This window comes from Ruegeria sp. BHSB064 (assembly GCF_059613205.1).
Genome location: NZ_JBXWSB010000048.1, coordinates 15,464 through 31,926, shown reverse-complemented (window position 1 = coordinate 31,926; position 16,463 = coordinate 15,464). Strand labels below are relative to the sequence as shown.

Below are 16,463 nucleotides of genomic sequence, written 5' to 3'. Positions count from 1 at the left end.
AAGGGGGTTCTAAGGTTTACTCCCAAAACCCGCAACCCAAAAAAACAAAAATCCAAAAGTTTTTTGAAAACACACAAAAGAATCAACTATATCAATAGATTAATGGAAGTAAGACAAGCCAGAGGGGGCCGAAACCCGCTCGCGAAAGCTCAAAATTCACGGCGCTGCACCCTTATGCACACAGTTACCCACAGACTCGCTGCCAGCTCAGGCTGAATCGGCTGTCTTTGATCCGGAAACGAGTCGTGGCATCGGCAAACGCAGGGCAAGAAGTGCGAGAATGATCGTCAGATAGACCAGCGGCTCGATCTGGAACCCTTTGGCCAACATCACGTAGTGCAAGGCACCCAGCAATGCAGTCGGGTACACCAAACGGTGGAGCTTGCGCCAACGCGGCCCCAACCTACGCACCGACCAATTGTTGGATGTCACCACCAGCGGCACCATAAGAAGGAAAGCCGCCATGCCGACCGTAATATAGGGGCGCTTGAGAATGTCCGCCCAGATCTGGCTGGGAAGCTGTACATCCAATACCAACCAAACCAGAAGATGCAGACTGACATATGAGAACGTCAGCACTCCGATGGCGCGCCGGAACTTCATCAGGTTCAGACCTGCAAACCGGCGCAGGGGCGTGATTGCCAGACCCGCGATCAGAAGTTGCAGGGCCAGTTCGCCATAGCGATGTTCCAGCGCTTCGATCGGGTCGATACCCAGCCCCCCGGTCAGACCCAGATAGAACAGCCAGGGCGCAGGTAGCGCCCCAAGCAGGTAGACGGCCCATACCGGAATACGGCGGAATATCTGGTTCACGGCCTGCATAGTCTCAGTAGTTTTTGGTCAGATCCAAGCCTTCATACAGGCTAGCGACCTCATCCTCATAGCCGTTGAACATGAGAGTCGGGATTCGTTTGGCAAACAGACCGCCCCCAATGCGACGCTCGGACGCCTGTGACCAACGCGGGTGATCTACATTTGGATTCACATTGCTGTAAAATCCGTATTCACGCGGGTTGGACATGTTCCAGCTTGTGGGCGGCTCTACGTCGGTCAGAGTGATGCGCACAATCGACTTGATCGACTTGAACCCATATTTCCACGGAACCACCAAACGCAAAGGCGCGCCGTTTTGGTTCGGAATTGTTTTCCCGTAAATTCCTGTGGCCATGATCGTCAGCGGGTGCATCGCCTCGTCCAGACGCAGCCCTTCACGATACGGCCATTCGAGTATCGGGAATCGGGTTCCGGGCATTTCATCCGGACGGTACGCAGTTTCGAAAGCCACATATTTAGCACCGTCCTGAACTCCGGCCATGTTCAGCAGGTCGGCAAGTTCGAACCCGTTCCAAGGAATAACCATGGACCACGCCTCGACACATCGGAAACGGTATATCCGCTCTTCGATGGTCATCTCTGACAGAATGTCGTTGAAGTCATACTCGCCCGGGCGATCCACCAAACCGTCGATCTTGACGCTCCAGGGTTCAGTGACCAGAGATCCGGCATATTTGGCGGGATCGTCTTTGCCGGTCCCGAACTCATAATAGTTGTTGTAGGTCGTGATCTCTTCCCATGTATTCGGCTCCAACGCGTCTTGCGCCGCAGCCGGGCGCGCCATCGCGGTCAGTCCGACACCCGCCAGCCCGGCCATCACCTGCCGCCGGTTCAGGAACGCCGCCTGTGGGGTGACGTCGGCTTGTGTCAAAGTATTTTTCCAGCGATGCGCCATATGGGTCTCCGTCATGTACATTGGTCTGTGTTGACTTAATGTGCTGATAGCATAGCGCCAGCGAAACAGGCGTAACGATTGAGCGAAGTGACTGTAACGTTCTCAATTCAGGCTACCTGCAACGACCACAGTAATTCTACCTGTTCAGCTTTCCTTTTCGCCTGCTTTGGCCGAGCTGTTTTCCAGAAACCTTTACAACGGCACCGAGCAGACTGCACTCTGTCACGCAGGTATCGCACGCGATCCTGCGCGTTGCTTGCCTGCCATTGCAGCCGTATCGCTGCAGAAAGGGAGGAAGAATTATGTGTGACATCTGTGTAATGAGCGCCGTCAAGGACAGGATGCTGTCTCGGCGCGGGTTTTTCAAAGCTGCTGCTGCGACAAGCGTTGCCGCCGCCGCAACCGGTGGCATGGCCCCCGCAGCTCTGGCCGCAGGACATGGCAGTGTCGAGGACATGACCCACACGCTCAGCCCGGAATTTCCGACATGGGGCGGGGATCCCGGTATTTCGGCTGAACAACCCTTCAACTTTGCAGATCACGGATTCAACCTGTTCAACTTGTCGATCAATGAACATACCGGCACCCATATCGACGCCCCGCTGCATTTTTCGGCGGATGGCACCTCGGTGGATGAGATCCCGGTCAACGATCTGGTGGCCCCATTGTGCGTCGTGGACATCGCCGCCCGCGCGGCAGACGATGCAGACACACGTGTCACACCAGACGATCTGAAAGCGTGGATCGCAGCAAATGGTGACATCCCCGATGGGGCCTGCGTCGCGATGCATTCAGGTTGGGGCGGCAAGACCGCAACAGATGCGTTCCGCAACTTCGATGGCGAAGCGCAGCACTATCCCGGTTTTCATGTCGAAGCGGCGCAGATGCTGATGGAGGACACCGGCGCGCGGTCAATAGCCGTGGATACATTGTCGCTGGATCATGGCATGTCGGCAGATTTTGCCACTCACTATGCGTGGCTGCCATCAGGTCGGTTCGGAATTGAATGCCTGGCCAATCTGGATCGGGTGCCAGCCTCGGGCGCAACGCTTGTCATCGGCGCGCCGAAACATGCAGGTGGAACCGGTGGGCCAGCGCGGATTTTTGCGTTGGTGTGAACCTATGGACGACGACGAAACGGGCTTGTCTGTACTATTGGTCCGTTTCTCACCATGCGCACCAAAGACATCAAGCCCAGCGGACACATCAACCCATGGCAAAGACGGCTTTAGATACGACCTCGCGCTATGATACCGCTGCGCCTAAATGGCGGGACAAGATGCGCGCACTTGGCTACTACGATGCATATCTTGGGTTTCTCTCGGCGGAACACCCCGCGCCGGAACCAAAGCAGTACGTTGTTGACGTAGGCGCTGGGACAGCCTCCTTCGCCGAGGCTTGGGTCGCCATTCATGGACCGCCCAAAGACTTAACGCTGCTTGAACCCAGTTCCGTCATGCTGCAACAGGGTCAGGGCGCATTGCGGGCGCGGGGCGTAGAACCAAGTATTGCACAAGGCATGCTGGGCTCTGTCAATCTTGAACCTGCCGACGTGGCACTTGCAGCGCATGTGATTGAACACTGCCCGAACCCCTTGAACGCGCTTGAGCAGATACGTGACCTTCTGCAACCCGGTGGTCGTTTGTATCTGGTGGTGTCAAAGCCGCATTGGTGCAATGCGATCATCTGGCTACAATGGCGACACCGCACGTTTCGCAGGGAAGAGATCTTGGCCCTGTTGGATCAAGCAGGATTTGAATGCGAAGGCGTATACGCATTCCCTTCAGGTCCACCGTCCCGGACAAGTTTCGGAATACTGGCCCGTCGCAGAGGCTAGTTTCCAAAAAAGACCCGCCGATATGGCGGGTCTTCTTATTTCTGTTGGATCAATGCACCACGGCATCATCCGGGCGGGGTCGGTCTGACGTCCCCAGCCGGTCGCCAATGATCAACCCGTCCGAACCCGCGGTGACGGGAACGGTCTCGCCATCCTTGATCTCGCCAGCCAGCAACGCTTCGGCCAGCGGGTTCTGCAACGCGCGCTGAATCACGCGCTTCAACGGGCGCGCACCAAAGACCGGATCATAGCCTTCGTTGGCCAGCCATTCCTTCGCGCCGTCGTCCAGCGCCAGCTCGATCTTGCGGGCAGCCAGACGTTTCTGCAGACGCGCCATCTGGATATCGACAATGCCATCCATGTCAGCCCGCTTGAGCCGGTCAAAGATGATGGTCTCGTCCAGACGGTTCAGGAATTCCGGCCGGAAATGTGCCCGGACCGCGTCCATCACATCCCGCCGCGCCTGCGCGCTGTCCGCACCTTCGGGCAATTGGCTCAGCGCCTGAGACCCAAGGTTCGACGTCAGGATGATCAGCGTCTGCTTGAAATCCACGGTGCGGCCCTGACCGTCGGTCAGAACACCGTCATCCAGAACCTGCAACAGCACGTTGAACACATCCGGGTGCGCTTTTTCGACCTCATCAAACAGCACAACCTGATAGGGCCTGCGCCGCACGGCTTCGGTCAGCACACCGCCTTCGTCATAACCGACATAGCCCGGAGGGGCACCGATCAGACGGGCAACCGCGTGTTTCTCCATGAACTCGGACATGTCGATGCGCACCATCGCGTTGTCATCGTCGAACAGGAAGTTCGCCACGGCCTTGGTCAGCTCGGTCTTACCTACACCGGTCGGCCCGAGGAACAGGAACGAACCCAGCGGGCGACCTTCGTCATTCAGGCCCGCACGCGCACGGCGCACGGCGTTGGCAACAGCAGTGACCGCCGCATCCTGACCGATCACGCGGGAATGCAGATCGTCTTCCATCCGCAGCAGCTTCTCACGCTCACCTTCCAGCATTTTCGAGGTCGGAATACCCGTCCAGCGCTCGACCACAGCAGCGATCTGAGTTGGGCGCACTGTTTCCTCGGCCATCATCGCATTGCTTTCGGCGTTTTCGGCCTCGGTCAGCTTTTTCTCAAGCTCTGGGATGACGCCATAGGACAGCTCCCCGGCTTTTGCCAGATTACCTTCGCGCTTGGCGATTTCCAGATCAGCGCGCGCCTTGTCGAGCTGTTCCTTCAGATCACGGGCACCAGCCAGCTTGTCGCGTTCGGCCTGCCATTGAGCCGTCATCTCGGCAGATTTCTCCTGCAGATCGGCCAGATCCTTTTGCAAGGTTTCCAGGCGATCTTTCGAGGCCGCGTCATCTTCAAGCTTCAGCGCCTCTTCCTCGATCTGCATCTGCAGGATCTGGCGATCCAGCTGGTCGAGCTCTTCCGGCTTGGAGTCCACCTCCATCCGCAGGCGCGACGCTGCCTCATCGACAAGGTCGATAGCTTTATCTGGCAGGAACCTGTCAGTGATATAGCGATGCGAGAGGGTCGCAGCCGACACCAGCGCCGAATCCGAGATGCGCACACCATGGTGCAGCTCGTACTTTTCCTTGATGCCCCGCAGGATGCTGATCGTGTCCTCGACGGTTGGCTCGGTCACCATCACAGGCTGGAACCGGCGCGCCAAGGCTGCGTCTTTTTCCACATATTTACGGTACTCATCCAACGTGGTTGCACCGATACAATGCAACTCACCCCGGGCAAGCGCAGGCTTAATCAGGTTTGCAGCGTCCATCGCGCCGTCGGATTTACCAGCGCCGACCAGTGTGTGCATCTCGTCGATGAACAGGATGATCTCACCGGCGGCCTCAGTGACTTCGGTCAGAACGGCCTTGAGTCGTTCCTCGAACTCACCACGGTATTTCGCACCGGCGATCAGCGCACCCATGTCGAGCGCCAGCAGCTTCTTGTCCTTCAGCGATTCCGGCACGTCACCGTTGACGATGCGCAGGGCCATGCCCTCGGCAATCGCGGTTTTACCGACGCCGGGTTCTCCGATCAGAACCGGGTTGTTTTTGGTGCGGCGCGACAGAACCTGCATCGAACGGCGGATTTCCTCATCCCGCCCAATGATCGGGTCGATCTTGCCTTCAGCCGCGGCCTCGGTCAGGTCTCGCGCGTATTTCTTGAGCGCATCATAGCCCTCTTCCGCCGATGCGGTATCAGCGGTACGACCCTTGCGGATGTCATTGATCGCTTCATTCAGTTTCTGGGCGGAAACAGCTCCGGCTTCCAAAGCGTCCTTGGCTTTGGATTTCACCATACACAGCGCCATCAGCACACGTTCGACCGGCACAAAGCTGTCGCCCGCCTTGGTGGCAATCTTGGCAGCCTCGTCCAGAACTTTGGCGGTCTGGCCGTCCATGTAAATCTGGCTCGCGTCGCCGCTGACCTTCGGGATCTTACCCATGGCCGCGTCCAGCGCCTCGACCACGCGGTTCGGCGCGCCGCCCGCGCGTGTGATCAGGTTGCTGGCCAGCCCCTGATCGTCATCCATCAATGCTTTGAGTATATGTGTGGGCTCCAGCCTCTGGTGCCCTTCGCGCAGCGCAATGGTCTGCGCCGCCTGCACGAATCCCCGTGCCCGCTCGGTGAACTTGTTCAAGTCCATGATATTCTCCTTTTCCAAGCGCCCCGTTTTGACATGCCCGCTTGGCAGCACATATCGGTCGAAGCCTCACATTCAATCTGGGAAATATCTTTTCCGGTTCAAGAGGCTAAGGCGCAGAAATCACGCCTATTCGCGTTGAATCGTGTAAACGGTATAACCACCGGTTTCGGCAACCTGGACCGCACCCAGATCATCCACCAAAGACTGCGCTGCCGCACTTCCCGTCGGGCACGACACCAGATCGGCCGTGTGATCCAGGAAATTGCCGGTAAAACCCGTTTCGCCCGTAAGCTGACACCAATCATCCTCGGATCTGTAGCCGCCCACCAGACGCAGATCATCATTTGTCGGTGCAGGCGCGGCCCCTGTTTCGGGTGTTTCGGGTGGGGTTTCGTCACATGCAACCAGCGCAACCAACACGCCCAACACAACCAGCTTTTTCATTTTCTGTCCCTTGTTCTGAAATCAAGTGCTCAATACCGGTCACAATAGCACAAAATGAAGGTGCCCGCGCCCGGCTTCGAAGATGGACAGAACCGCCTGAACCCGCTAGGACGCAGACGTTTGCCAAAAAGGAGCGCCCCCATGTCCGATGACCGTCTGATCGTAGCCCTCGATGTCCCCAATGCCCTGCAAGGTCTGGCTATGGCTGAACGGCTGGGCGACAGCGTTTCGTTCTACAAAATCGGTTTGGGTATGCTGACAGGTGGCGGGCTCGCGTTGGCGAACGAGCTGAAACAGGATCACGGCAAGCGCATCTTTCTGGACTTGAAGCTGTTCGACATCGGCAACACAGTGGAAAACGCCGTGCGTGGGCTGGCACAGTTCGATCTGGATTTCCTGACCGTGCATGGCGACCCGCATGTGGTGCGCGCTGCAAAAGAAGGTGCGGCGGGCAAGGAACTGAAGATCCTCGCTGTGACGATCCTGACTTCGCTGAACCGCGATGATCTGGACGCCAGTCTTCTGAAAGATGGCGACGTACAGGATTTGGTGGTTGAACGCGCCGCCAAGGCGCTGGATGCCGGAGCGGATGGAGTCATTGCCAGCCCGCAGGAGGCCGCCCTGATCCGTGCCCTGCCCCAGGCCGAAGGTCGCCTGATTGTCACCCCCGGTGTGCGCCCTGCTGGCGCTGCGCTGGGTGACCAGAAACGCGTGGCTACGCCCGCCAGTGCGATTCTGGACGGAGCGGATCATATCGTCGTTGGTCGGCCGATTTATCAGGCACAAGACCCAAAAGCGGCCGCCGAAGCCGTTCTCGCAGAGCTAAATTCCATAAAAGTTCACTGACTGAACCAGACGAATTCGTCAGGTTTGCGCGTTCGGTTTACCAGATAACAAATTGACCTTACGTCACTTTGTGGGAAAACCGCGCCAAATCGTCCCTGTGCCGGAAAACACACATTCAAGTTGCGAGTTTTTACAAAACCGTCATCGGCCTATCGAAACTTGGGAAATTCAGCGATTCTCGGGGCAATACTCCCCAACGAACCGCTTCTTCCTGAGGTTCGTTACTTCCCCCCGCCACGCAGCGGGGGGCTTCTTTTCAGAAGCCTCCACCGCAAAACCGGACCTTTGATCCAGCACCGAAGCTGGTATAAATGACCTCCAAGCCAACTGCGGAACGCATGAGGGCGCAGATGCCCGGTCTTTGCCGAGATTGCCTGACACCTTTGACAAACGAACGGCGCTGCCCGGCCTGCGGCAGCCCTAGGGTCAAGTCGCACCCCGAGCTCTTTGACCTGTCTATCGCACATATGGATTGCGACGCCTTCTATGCATCGGTTGAAAAGCGCGACAACCCTGAACTGGCGGACAAGCCTGTCATCATAGGTGGCGGAAAACGGGGTGTGGTTTCGACGGCGTGTTACGTGGCCCGGATACGCGGTGTGCGCTCTGCCATGCCCATGTTCAAAGCGCTGCAACTTTGCCCCGACGCGGTTGTGATCAAACCGCGCATGTCGGTCTATGCGGATGTATCGCGCGACATCCGCGCCATGATGGACGAATTGACGCCGGTCGTCGAGCCGCTGTCCTTGGACGAGGCGTTCATGGATCTTTCGGGCACCGAAAGACTGCACGGGGCTCCGCCTGCCATCATGTTGGCCCGGTTGGTCAAACGGATGAAAAACGAATTGGGCGTGACAGGATCTATCGGGCTGAGCCACAACAAGTTCCTCGCCAAGGTCGCGTCAGACCTCGACAAACCGCGCGGCTTCTCGGTGATCGGCAAGGCCGAAACGGCAACGTTCCTGAACGACAAACCTGTGCGGCTGATCTGGGGCATCGGCCCGGCAGCGCAAGAATCGCTGGACCGGGCGGGGATACGAACGTTCAATGATTTGCTACGCTGGGATCAAGAGGCACTGACGGAACGCTTCGGTGCGATGGGGTATCGCCTGTGGCATCTGGCCCGGGGACAGGACAAACGACGCGTCTCGGCCCATGAGCCTATGAAGTCCATCAGCAACGAGACCACATTTTTCGAAGACACGGCCAACCCCGAGATCCTGGATGGGCATTTGTGGCGCATGGCCCTGAAAGTTTCTGACCGGGCCAAGGCCAAAGATCTGGCCGGACGGGTTGTCACGCTCAAACTCAAGAAGGCAAATCACAAGACGCTAACCCGGCGCGTGTCGCTTCGCGATGCGACCCAGATCGCCGACCGGATTTATCGCACTGCAAAAGGGTTGTTTGATCAGGTGGGCGATCAGGGGCCTTACCGCCTATTGGGGTGTGGTTTGTCTGATCTGTGCCCGGCAGATCAGGCCGACATCTCGGGCGATCTGCTTGATCCGGGCGCCGCCCGCAGGTCGCAGGCGGAACGGGCCACCGACGAGATTCGTCAAAGATTTGGCTCGGATGCCATTGTGAAGGGCCGCGCGCTGCGCTGACGCTACTCTGCCGCCAGGCGAACCGGTTCCGACCCGATGCTGGCAATTTCGCGCACCACCTGCCGCAAGAGTTTCGAAAACGCCATAAAATTGGCGTTTGGTGCGATCTTCTCTTCGTCCATATAAAGCGCGCGGTCGATCTCGATCTGAATGGCGTGCTGATGGCGACCCGGACGCCCGTAGGTCTGGGTGACATAGGCCCCGGCAAACGGTGCATTTCGCGCCACATTCAACCCCGCTGCAGCAAAGGCCGATTCAACAAGGTCCACGATTTCCGAAGACGCTGACGCGCCAAAACGATCGCCCAACACAATATCCGGACGGTTGCTGCGCGCCGTACCGGCCATCGAGACCGCCTCGTGCGGCATCGAATGGCAATCCACCAATATTGCCTGACCGAATTTCTCATGCGATTCGGCCAGCAGGGATTTCAATCGTGCGTGGTAGGGACGCCAATAGGTATCGATACGCAACCGTGCTTCATCCATGGTCAGCTTACCGCTGTAGATTGCCCGACCGTTGGCCACCACGCGGGGAATCACCCCCAACCCAGAAGCGACGCGCGGATTGTGCCCATGTCTGCGCGCACCGCTGATCAGGGCCGGGTCAAGTTCGTCCAGACTGCGATTCAAATCCAGATATGCACGGGGCATAGCCGCTTTGATCAAGGGCGCACCATGTTCGGCCGCCGGTGCAAACAGTTGATCCACAAAGGCATCTTCCGATGACCGAATCACGTTTTGATTCAGCACAGAACGTTTCAGAAAGGCCTCAGGATACTCTCGCCCGCTGTGCGGAGATGAAAAAACCACACAAGAGGTTCGGTTTTCGGGCATATCCAAGACATAGGCTGCGTTCTGCATGATCCCTCCGCGTTCGCAATCAACATAGACCGGAAAATTGTTCTTCCAAACCCCTTGAACCCCTGAACGACTCCTTTTATAGACCCCGCTACCGGCGCGGTGATCCGCGCCCCATTTCGTTATGGGGCTGGGCACGCAAAGGGAAAGTGGGCGGTTAGCTCAGCGGTAGAGCACTTCGTTGACATCGAAGGGGTCACAAGTTCGATCCTTGTACCGCCCACCATCTATTCACTGTTCCGGGCTTCCGGGGCACCCGACTAACCCAGGCGCTGGCCACGTCTTTGATGAAGGCGCCGCAGATTGGAGACAGACCATGAAGGTCAAGAACTCGCTCCGCTCGCTCAAGAACCGGCACCGTGATTGCCGTATTGTGCGTCGCAAAGGCCGCGTCTACGTGATCAACAAGACGCAGCGCAAGTTCAAAGCGCGTCAGGGCTAAGAACTGCATACATATGTTTTAAAGAACCGCGCCTTTCAGCGCGGTTTTTTTGTGCCTGACAACAATCTGCGAATGGTGAACCTGTCGCATATGTGCTGGTCGCATAATTCGCTGGCCAAAAGCGGCGAAGTCTTAAGCTGACATTTCTCATTGTTATAAGTCGTTCTCGTGTTAACGTTTGACTGATTTATGATGTCAGGAGGTCTGTTTTGGCCAACGATGACCCTAATGCGGTATTTGGGACAACTCTGACGGACATGGTTGCCGATATTGGTAAAAGCGTTGCCCAAGCTGCGGAACAACTGAGCAAAGATCAGTTAGAAGCCCTTAAGAATTACCCGCAGGAACTGCGCGACATGGGCATACCGCCTGTCTTTTATCATATGCAAGATGTCGACGTTGAGCTGAAAGTGGTCATGGAAATGTCCAGTGAGCAAGGGGAAGAAGACCGGCTGTTCAGCTTTCTTTGGGGTCCCAAGCTGACGCACACCGACACGCTCGACTCAAAAAGCGCATCTACCATGCGCATGCGTTTTGTCCCCGGACCGGTTCACGAGGATGAGACCGGCAGGCCCGAAGATGGCTGATTCTGATCGAAAGCAACCGATGGAAGTTCGGGTTACCGAAATGCCCGAAGCGTTTACGCTTTTGATCAAGTCTCTTTCGGACAGATTGACCGCCATGGAGACACGCGAAAACGAACTCAGGCAGACCATCTCTGACCTGGAAGACAGGATCGATGAGCTGGAAGATGGTGGTGAAATGATGGTCGGGGCCGGTTTACCGCCGGTGATGAGCCCATTGGCCAGTGCCGCCACCGAGGCGATGGAAGACGATAAAGACACGCAGATCGTCGACGCCCAGAAATTCTCGCAAGCATTGGGAGAACAAATTCTGGCCGGATCTGACGGCAGCGACGACTTCACCATCGATAACGTGAAAGTCGAAGCCTTCGTTGGATTGGGTCGGGAAGGTGATACAGCCCAGATTGCGACCAATGCTAAGAAGCAGGTGATCAGCCAGAACGCTTCAAAAGTTACATTTTCCGTCAGGAGGCGGTCCCCCACAAAGATTATCAAGTAGACTGAATTTGGAACAGGAGTTCGAAGATGAGTATCGGGCAGGAATTGCTAAACGTCCCCTTTGCGGAAATGGTTCAGAAACTGGCCCTTTCCGTAGCCGAGTCGCAATCAGAACTGGATCGTCATTCGACCGATGTCGCCAAATACATGGCCGATCAGAAGATTGTGCTGCCCGACCTGTCCAACCCAAGTGGGCCCGGCAAAGAGTTCAGCCTTGTTTCGATGGGTTTTCTTCCTGCGTTTTATGCTGTTCAGGAAGCTGAGATCGAAGTGAAAATGGCGATCTCCATGACGAAACAAAACGAAAAGTCTGGCAGTGCATCCGTCAAAGGCGGCTGGGGTCCAGTGGCCGCACAGGTCAATGCCAGCTATTCCTCTCGCTACGCATACAGCCAGGAAGGCGCGAGCAGGTTGACGATCAAACTGGCGCCTGCGGACCCCCCTGTTCTGCTTCAGAAATACATGGAAGCCGTGACAGCGGCGATGCTTGCCGAAAATCCGGTCATGGGTGAAGACCCCGACCCGGAGCCTGAGCCGGCCCCGTCGCCGCGTCTAAAAGGAAAACAGACAAAGAAATAATAACCTAACCACTTTATCTTTGTCGGCTCAATCTATGCGGCACAGCATGTGCGTCGCCAAAGCCCAGAGTGATTGGTTCGCCCCCCCAAAAAAACCGTACCGAAGGGCGCGGTTTTTCTGCGCTTACGTCATATCAGAACGTAACCCCTGCGTGGATCACAATCCCGATGACCATCAAAATGTTCAGAACCATTGAGATGCCATTGCCGACATAAATCGGAAGCTTTCCCACAACCAAACCGTAAGCGAACCACAGGAATGAGACAGCGGCATAAAGCGACCATGACACCAACGATTGGCCAGTCGCATGTTCTGTATGTGTAAAGTAAAGCTTCATCAGTTGCGGCAGTGTCGCAAATGGTCCGACGACACCCACAAAAACCATGAAGCTTTCGTACCGGGCCATCCAATGGCCAAGGTTCGATTTTTCCAGTCTTTCCGCAAGTGTTTCGGGCATCAATTGATCCTTTTCGTGCACTACTCAGTTCGACTCAGCCTGTCGCAGAAAAGCTGTAAACCCAAACTAACCCGCTCGGCCCCTGCGGCCAATACATCCAAAAAAGTGTTTCAGGTTTACACCCCATACCCCTTTCAGATGTTTACCCAACTATTTTCGTCGGATTTCCTTGCATCCCGCCGGGAATCGTATAATTGATCAAATCAGTCGGATTAATCTCCGCTCTCTGAATTCAACAATGGGACGCAACATGCTGAACTCCTCCACCTGCATCGTCGCCGCTCTGTCGGCATTGATTGCCACCTCTGCTGTCGCTGAAGGGGAATTGAACCTTTATTCGTCGCGCCACTATGACACCGACGAACGTCTGTATACCGATTTCGAAGACGCAACCGGCATCAAGATCAACCGCATCGAAGGCAAGGCCGACGAGTTGATTGCGCGGATGGAAGCCGAAGGCGCAAACTCACCCGCAGACGTGATGCTGACCGTTGATACTTCGCGCCTGGCACGCGCCAAGGACGCAGGCATCTTGCAGGCCATCGAAAGCGCAACGCTGGAAGAACGCATCCCTGCAAATCTGCAAGACAGCGACAACCAATGGTTTGGCTTTTCGCAGCGCGGTCGGATTATCTTTTACAACAAAGAAAACGTTGCCAACCCACCGGCCACATATGCCGATTTGGCCAAGCCAGAATACAAGGGCCTGATCTGCATCCGCTCGTCGACCAACACGTACAACCAGACCCTGTTGGCCTCGATCATCACCCATGAGGGCGCCGACGCAGCGAAATCCTGGGCCGAAGGCATTGTCGCTAACATGGCGCGTGAACCGCAGGGCGGCGACACCGATCAGCTGCGTGGCATCGTATCGGGTGAATGTGACATCGCTGTCTCGAACACCTATTACTTTGCGCGGGCAATCCGCAAAGATGTCAAAGGCCTGTCTGCTGATCGTGACATGATCGGCTGGGTCTTCCCGAACCAGGAAGGTTATGGGGCGCACATGAACCTGTCAGGCGGTGGTGTTGCTGCAAACGCGCCGAACAAAGAAAACGCGATCCTCTTCCTTGAGTATCTGGCAGGCGATCAGGCGCAGCAATATTTCTCGGCAGGTAATGACGAATACCCGGCTGTACCTAGTGTCGCGCTGGCCGAATCTGTCGCCACCTTGGGAGAGTTCAAGGCCGACGAAGTTAACCTGTCCGAAGTTGCCAAGAACATTCCCGAAGCACAAAAGATCTTTAACGAGGTTGGTTGGAAGTAACCTTCCAATTCCACGCAAACCACAAAGGGTGCGAGGTTTTCGCACCCTTTTTCGTTTACAGTCTATTTATTTTGAGCTATTTTTCTCATATCTGGAAAGTCCTCTATTATTTGATCCATGCTCGACACACTTTCGAACCGCCTTGCCAGCCGATTGAATGAACTGCGCCGTGGGCGTGGATGGTCTCTGGACCAATTGTCTGAGCACAGTGGCATCAGCCGCGCCACCTTGTCTCGGATGGAGAAGGGTGACGTCAGCCCCACGGCAGAAAACCTTGGTCGTCTGTGTGCCGCGTACGACTTACCGATGTCACGCCTGTTGATGATGGTCGAAGACAGTTTTGATCCCAAGGTTCCGTTTGAACGTCAGACGGAATGGAGCGATCCCGAAACAAGATACACCCGCCGCGCCGTGTCTCCACCTGCAAACGGTCTGAATGCCGAGGTCGTGGAATGCCACCTGCCGCGTAACACCGTGATCACTTATGAGACGCCGCCCAAGTCGGGGCAAGAACATCACCTGATCCTGATCGATGGCGCGCTGACGCTGACGGTTGACGGAACTCCACACGATCTGAGCGCCGGGGATTGTCTGCGGTATCACCTGTCCGGCCCGACCCGGTTCGAAACGGGCACGGAACGGGGCGCGCGGTATCTTCTGGTGTTGGTATGATCACGCGCCTGACCTGTTCCGAATTTGATACCACTCTGGATGACCTGACAGATATTTTGCACGCCTGTGTCCATGACGGGGCAAGTATTGGGTTCATCCTGCCCTTTGCGCAGGAAGACGCGCGAAACTATTGGCAGCGGAACGTGCGGCCGGGATTAAACGCAGGCGCTTTAGAGATCTTTGCGGCCTATGACGGCGCGCGCGTTTTAGGAACCGTGCAGCTTATCCCGGCAGTCATGCCCAACTAACCCCACCGTGCGGATGTCGCAAAGCTGCTGGTTCATCCAAACGCGCGACGTCGTGGATACGGCCGCGCTTTGATGGCGGCGCTTTTTCAACACTCCCGCGGCTTGCACCGCACGATGCTGGTGCTGGACACGCGCAGCAGCGATCCCTCGCGGCTGCTGTATCAAAGCCTCGGGTTTCAGATTGCAGGTGAAATACCGAATTATTGCCGCAACCCGTTCGAACCCAGGTTGGAACCGACCACATACATGTACAAAGACCTGTCCGCTTGAAGATGGGCGGCGCGGCTACTCCGCTGCCGTAACTTTTTCGGGAAACTTGTTTGGCAAAAGCCCCAGACGACGCGCGTACCGCACATCGGCCAAAAGGTCGCGCTCGGCCGCTTCGAACAAATCCTCTGGGTCATCCAGGACAAAATACCCCATCTGGTGCATGTCGATCCGGTAGGGCGTGCGCAGAATAGTCAGGATGTCAAACGCGTCGCGATCCGGGGTGTCGCTGGTTACGGCATAAACCAGTTCGGTCGGCGACGACGCCAGCCCCGATCCCAAAGCCTTGATCTGACCGCCCTGTCGGCGCAGCCCAAATTCGATGGAAAACCAGTATAACCTGATCAGCCAGGCATAATCTGCATCTGTCGCCTGCTGGCCTGCCTTCCCGATGGCATGGCTGAACGCGGCAAAGCGTCGGTCACTGAGCAGCGGGGTGTGGCCGAAGATCTCATGAAAAATATCCGGCTCTTCGATATAATCGAAGTCCTCGCGCGACCGAATGAACGAGGCTGCCGGAAAAACGCGATCTGCGAGCATACCAAAGAACGTCTTGAACCCGATCAGGGCCGGAACCGGCTGCACCCGCCACCCCGTCAGGTCCAGCAGCCGATCCGAGATATCTGCGCAAGACGGTACTTTGGTCTTCGGCAACTCAAGCCGTGTCAGACCGTCCAGATATTCGCGCGCCATATAGCGCTGAACATTATCCTCCTGCGCTGCGTATAGATCGGCCCAAACGGCGTTTTCTTCATCCGTGTAGGCAATATGGCCACGCGCGTCGGCGACTTTGGCGACGTATTTAGTCGATTTAGGCATCCACTTCCTCCTGATGAGCAACAGGATACCGCGTCACACGCGGGAGATTTGTTTTGATTACTGGTGATTTCCCGCTAGTTTGATCGAAATAGACCGAAAAATGTGAATTAGCGAAACATATGCTTCATCCTGCCGACATCGATATCCTGCGCGAGCTTCAGATCAGCGGACGTCTGTCTATGCAGGAACTGGCGGACCGAACCGGGTTATCGGCCTCGCAATGCTGGCGGCGTGTTCGCGATCTTGAGGCGTCCGGAGTGGTTACAGGCTATCGCGCACAAGTGCCCGCCAAGGCTGTTGGCCTGAACGCCATCGCGTATGTCCACGTTGCGCTTAAGGATCATCAGGAAAAGAGCATTGCAGATTTCCTGCGTTTGGTCGAAACCGAACCACAGATTGTTGAATGTGCTTCGATCACCGGGGATCACGATTTCATACTGAAAGTCTATGCGAAAACGCCCGAAGATCTGGAGGTCTTCATCATGCAACGATTATTGAAGTCCGGACTGGTCCGCGACACGCGCAGCAACTTTGTTCTTCGCCAAACCAAGACCCGTGGGCCCTTACCTATTCTCTGAAGGCGGATCGCCTTTTCGGCAAAAGAGATTACAGCTTAAACTCAGCGAATGAAAACGCCCGGCC

The 16,463-nt window shown here is 56.4% G+C and carries 19 protein-coding genes, 1 tRNA gene and 1 pseudogene; 14 read left to right on the top strand and 7 right to left on the bottom strand.

Annotation, left to right across the window (positions count from 1 at the left end):
• Positions 1-207: 207 nt before the first annotated feature.
• Positions 208-822, bottom strand: a complete 615-nt coding sequence (gene msrQ, locus AC2FNU_RS12990) for a protein-methionine-sulfoxide reductase heme-binding subunit MsrQ (protein WP_496788849.1) — start codon at positions 820-822, stop codon at positions 208-210.
• A 4-nt stretch (positions 823-826) separates the two neighbouring features.
• On the bottom strand, positions 827-1,729 hold the full coding sequence (gene msrP / locus AC2FNU_RS12985) for a protein-methionine-sulfoxide reductase catalytic subunit MsrP (RefSeq protein ID WP_496788854.1): 903 nt from the start codon (positions 1,727-1,729) through the stop codon (positions 827-829).
• 302 nt (positions 1,730-2,031) lie between these two features.
• On the opposite strand from msrP, the gene AC2FNU_RS12980 reads away from it, so the two are divergent.
• A complete protein-coding gene (locus AC2FNU_RS12980) occupies positions 2,032-2,847 on the top strand; it encodes a cyclase family protein (protein WP_496788846.1) in 816 nt (271 codons plus the stop codon).
• 95 nt (positions 2,848-2,942) lie between these two features.
• The gene (locus AC2FNU_RS12975) at positions 2,943-3,566 is read left to right on the top strand and encodes a class I SAM-dependent methyltransferase (protein WP_496788844.1); all 624 of its coding nucleotides are present in this window, start codon (positions 2,943-2,945) and stop codon (positions 3,564-3,566) included.
• A 49-nt stretch (positions 3,567-3,615) separates the two neighbouring features.
• On the opposite strand, the gene clpB is transcribed toward AC2FNU_RS12975, so the two are convergent.
• A complete protein-coding gene (clpB, locus tag AC2FNU_RS12970) occupies positions 3,616-6,234 on the bottom strand; it encodes an ATP-dependent chaperone ClpB (protein WP_496788843.1) in 2,619 nt (872 codons plus the stop codon).
• Between the two features lie 126 nt (positions 6,235-6,360).
• Positions 6,361-6,678 carry a hypothetical protein gene (locus AC2FNU_RS12965; RefSeq protein WP_496788842.1) on the bottom strand — a complete coding sequence of 106 codons (318 nt, stop codon included), beginning with the start codon at positions 6,676-6,678 and terminating at the stop codon, positions 6,361-6,363.
• A 141-nt stretch (positions 6,679-6,819) separates the two neighbouring features.
• Here AC2FNU_RS12965 and pyrF point away from each other — a divergent pair, with 141 nt between their 5' ends.
• Both pyrF and AC2FNU_RS12955 read left to right on the top strand, forming a co-directional pair.
• The gene (gene pyrF / locus AC2FNU_RS12960; protein WP_496788840.1) at positions 6,820-7,524 is read left to right on the top strand and encodes an orotidine-5'-phosphate decarboxylase; all 705 of its coding nucleotides are present in this window, start codon (positions 6,820-6,822) and stop codon (positions 7,522-7,524) included.
• 350 nt (positions 7,525-7,874) lie between these two features.
• Positions 7,875-9,128: a DNA polymerase IV gene (locus AC2FNU_RS12955; protein WP_496788851.1), complete on the top strand. Its 1,254-nt coding sequence runs from the start codon at positions 7,875-7,877 to the stop codon at positions 9,126-9,128.
• A gap of 2 nt (positions 9,129-9,130) precedes the next feature.
• On the opposite strand, the gene AC2FNU_RS12950 is transcribed toward AC2FNU_RS12955, so the two are convergent.
• Positions 9,131-9,991 (bottom strand): N-formylglutamate amidohydrolase, encoded by an 861-nt coding sequence (locus AC2FNU_RS12950; protein ID WP_496788838.1) that lies wholly within the window; start codon positions 9,989-9,991, stop codon positions 9,131-9,133.
• 148 nt (positions 9,992-10,139) lie between these two features.
• Here AC2FNU_RS12950 and AC2FNU_RS12945 point away from each other — a divergent pair.
• The 5 genes from AC2FNU_RS12945 to AC2FNU_RS12925 all read left to right on the top strand — a co-directional run bounded on the left by AC2FNU_RS12945 (position 10,140) and on the right by AC2FNU_RS12925 (position 12,091).
• A tRNA-Val gene (locus tag AC2FNU_RS12945) sits at positions 10,140-10,214 on the top strand.
• A gap of 90 nt (positions 10,215-10,304) precedes the next feature.
• Positions 10,305-10,430, top strand: a complete 126-nt coding sequence (gene ykgO, locus AC2FNU_RS12940; RefSeq protein WP_008755722.1) for a type B 50S ribosomal protein L36 — start codon at positions 10,305-10,307, stop codon at positions 10,428-10,430.
• A 257-nt stretch (positions 10,431-10,687) separates the two neighbouring features.
• A complete protein-coding gene (locus AC2FNU_RS12935; RefSeq protein WP_496788836.1) occupies positions 10,688-11,017 on the top strand; it encodes a hypothetical protein in 330 nt (109 codons plus the stop codon).
• The gene (locus AC2FNU_RS12930; RefSeq protein WP_496788831.1) at positions 11,010-11,513 is read left to right on the top strand and encodes a hypothetical protein; all 504 of its coding nucleotides are present in this window, start codon (positions 11,010-11,012) and stop codon (positions 11,511-11,513) included. The genes AC2FNU_RS12935 and AC2FNU_RS12930 overlap by 8 nt, the downstream gene beginning before the upstream one ends.
• A gap of 26 nt (positions 11,514-11,539) precedes the next feature.
• Positions 11,540-12,091 carry a hypothetical protein gene (locus AC2FNU_RS12925; protein WP_496788830.1) on the top strand — a complete coding sequence of 184 codons (552 nt, stop codon included), beginning with the start codon at positions 11,540-11,542 and terminating at the stop codon, positions 12,089-12,091.
• Between the two features lie 133 nt (positions 12,092-12,224).
• On the opposite strand, the gene AC2FNU_RS12920 is transcribed toward AC2FNU_RS12925, so the two are convergent.
• Entirely contained in the window at positions 12,225-12,548 is a 324-nt protein-coding gene (locus tag AC2FNU_RS12920) for a SemiSWEET transporter (protein ID WP_496788827.1), read from the bottom strand.
• 250 nt (positions 12,549-12,798) lie between these two features.
• On the opposite strand from AC2FNU_RS12920, the gene AC2FNU_RS12915 reads away from it, so the two are divergent.
• From AC2FNU_RS12915 to AC2FNU_RS12900, 4 genes and pseudogenes are all read left to right on the top strand, one after another.
• A complete protein-coding gene (locus AC2FNU_RS12915) occupies positions 12,799-13,815 on the top strand; it encodes a Fe(3+) ABC transporter substrate-binding protein (RefSeq protein ID WP_496788824.1) in 1,017 nt (338 codons plus the stop codon).
• A gap of 117 nt (positions 13,816-13,932) precedes the next feature.
• Positions 13,933-14,487: a helix-turn-helix domain-containing protein gene (locus AC2FNU_RS12910; protein ID WP_496788820.1), complete on the top strand. Its 555-nt coding sequence runs from the start codon at positions 13,933-13,935 to the stop codon at positions 14,485-14,487.
• Positions 14,484-14,735 carry a hypothetical protein gene (locus tag AC2FNU_RS12905; RefSeq protein ID WP_496788817.1) on the top strand — a complete coding sequence of 84 codons (252 nt, stop codon included), beginning with the start codon at positions 14,484-14,486 and terminating at the stop codon, positions 14,733-14,735. Before AC2FNU_RS12910 ends, AC2FNU_RS12905 begins: the two co-directional genes overlap by 4 nt.
• A gap of 15 nt (positions 14,736-14,750) precedes the next feature.
• Positions 14,751-15,005 (top strand): annotated as a pseudogene (locus AC2FNU_RS12900) (GNAT family N-acetyltransferase); the annotation flags it as partial.
• A 15-nt stretch (positions 15,006-15,020) separates the two neighbouring features.
• Here the strand turns inward: AC2FNU_RS12900 and phhA are convergent.
• Positions 15,021-15,821 (bottom strand): phenylalanine 4-monooxygenase, encoded by an 801-nt coding sequence (phhA, locus tag AC2FNU_RS12895; protein WP_496788814.1) that lies wholly within the window; start codon positions 15,819-15,821, stop codon positions 15,021-15,023.
• Positions 15,822-15,940: 119 nt separating this feature from the next.
• Here phhA and AC2FNU_RS12890 point away from each other — a divergent pair, with 119 nt between their 5' ends.
• On the top strand, positions 15,941-16,399 hold the full coding sequence (locus tag AC2FNU_RS12890) for an Lrp/AsnC family transcriptional regulator (RefSeq protein ID WP_171096703.1): 459 nt from the start codon (positions 15,941-15,943) through the stop codon (positions 16,397-16,399).
• The last annotated feature ends 64 nt before the right edge of the window (positions 16,400-16,463 follow it).

What these genes read in the sequence shown, in the direction of transcription:
- AC2FNU_RS12935 (WP_496788836.1), top strand. Translation starts at nt 10,688, where the DNA reads ATGGTTGCCGATATTGGTAAAAGCGTTGCCCAAGCTGCGGAACAACTG.
- AC2FNU_RS12965 (WP_496788842.1), bottom strand. Translation starts at nt 6,678, where the DNA reads ATGAAAAAGCTGGTTGTGTTGGGCGTGTTGGTTGCGCTGGTTGCATGT.
- phhA (WP_496788814.1), bottom strand. Translation starts at nt 15,821, where the DNA reads ATGCCTAAATCGACTAAATACGTCGCCAAAGTCGCCGACGCGCGTGGC.
- AC2FNU_RS12915 (WP_496788824.1), top strand. Translation starts at nt 12,799, where the DNA reads ATGCTGAACTCCTCCACCTGCATCGTCGCCGCTCTGTCGGCATTGATT.
- ykgO (WP_008755722.1), top strand. Translation starts at nt 10,305, where the DNA reads ATGAAGGTCAAGAACTCGCTCCGCTCGCTCAAGAACCGGCACCGTGAT.
- AC2FNU_RS12980 (WP_496788846.1), top strand. Translation starts at nt 2,032, where the DNA reads ATGTGTGACATCTGTGTAATGAGCGCCGTCAAGGACAGGATGCTGTCT.
- AC2FNU_RS12910 (WP_496788820.1), top strand. Translation starts at nt 13,933, where the DNA reads ATGCTCGACACACTTTCGAACCGCCTTGCCAGCCGATTGAATGAACTG.
- AC2FNU_RS12930 (WP_496788831.1), top strand. Translation starts at nt 11,010, where the DNA reads ATGGCTGATTCTGATCGAAAGCAACCGATGGAAGTTCGGGTTACCGAA.
- AC2FNU_RS12925 (WP_496788830.1), top strand. Translation starts at nt 11,540, where the DNA reads ATGAGTATCGGGCAGGAATTGCTAAACGTCCCCTTTGCGGAAATGGTT.
- pyrF (WP_496788840.1), top strand. Translation starts at nt 6,820, where the DNA reads ATGTCCGATGACCGTCTGATCGTAGCCCTCGATGTCCCCAATGCCCTG.
- AC2FNU_RS12950 (WP_496788838.1), bottom strand. Translation starts at nt 9,991, where the DNA reads ATGCAGAACGCAGCCTATGTCTTGGATATGCCCGAAAACCGAACCTCT.
- msrP (WP_496788854.1), bottom strand. Translation starts at nt 1,729, where the DNA reads ATGGCGCATCGCTGGAAAAATACTTTGACACAAGCCGACGTCACCCCA.
- AC2FNU_RS12955 (WP_496788851.1), top strand. Translation starts at nt 7,875, where the DNA reads ATGCCCGGTCTTTGCCGAGATTGCCTGACACCTTTGACAAACGAACGG.
- clpB (WP_496788843.1), bottom strand. Translation starts at nt 6,234, where the DNA reads ATGGACTTGAACAAGTTCACCGAGCGGGCACGGGGATTCGTGCAGGCG.
- AC2FNU_RS12890 (WP_171096703.1), top strand. Translation starts at nt 15,941, where the DNA reads ATGCTTCATCCTGCCGACATCGATATCCTGCGCGAGCTTCAGATCAGC.
- AC2FNU_RS12920 (WP_496788827.1), bottom strand. Translation starts at nt 12,548, where the DNA reads ATGCCCGAAACACTTGCGGAAAGACTGGAAAAATCGAACCTTGGCCAT.
- AC2FNU_RS12905 (WP_496788817.1), top strand. Translation starts at nt 14,484, where the DNA reads ATGATCACGCGCCTGACCTGTTCCGAATTTGATACCACTCTGGATGAC.
- AC2FNU_RS12975 (WP_496788844.1), top strand. Translation starts at nt 2,943, where the DNA reads ATGGCAAAGACGGCTTTAGATACGACCTCGCGCTATGATACCGCTGCG.
- msrQ (WP_496788849.1), bottom strand. Translation starts at nt 822, where the DNA reads ATGCAGGCCGTGAACCAGATATTCCGCCGTATTCCGGTATGGGCCGTC.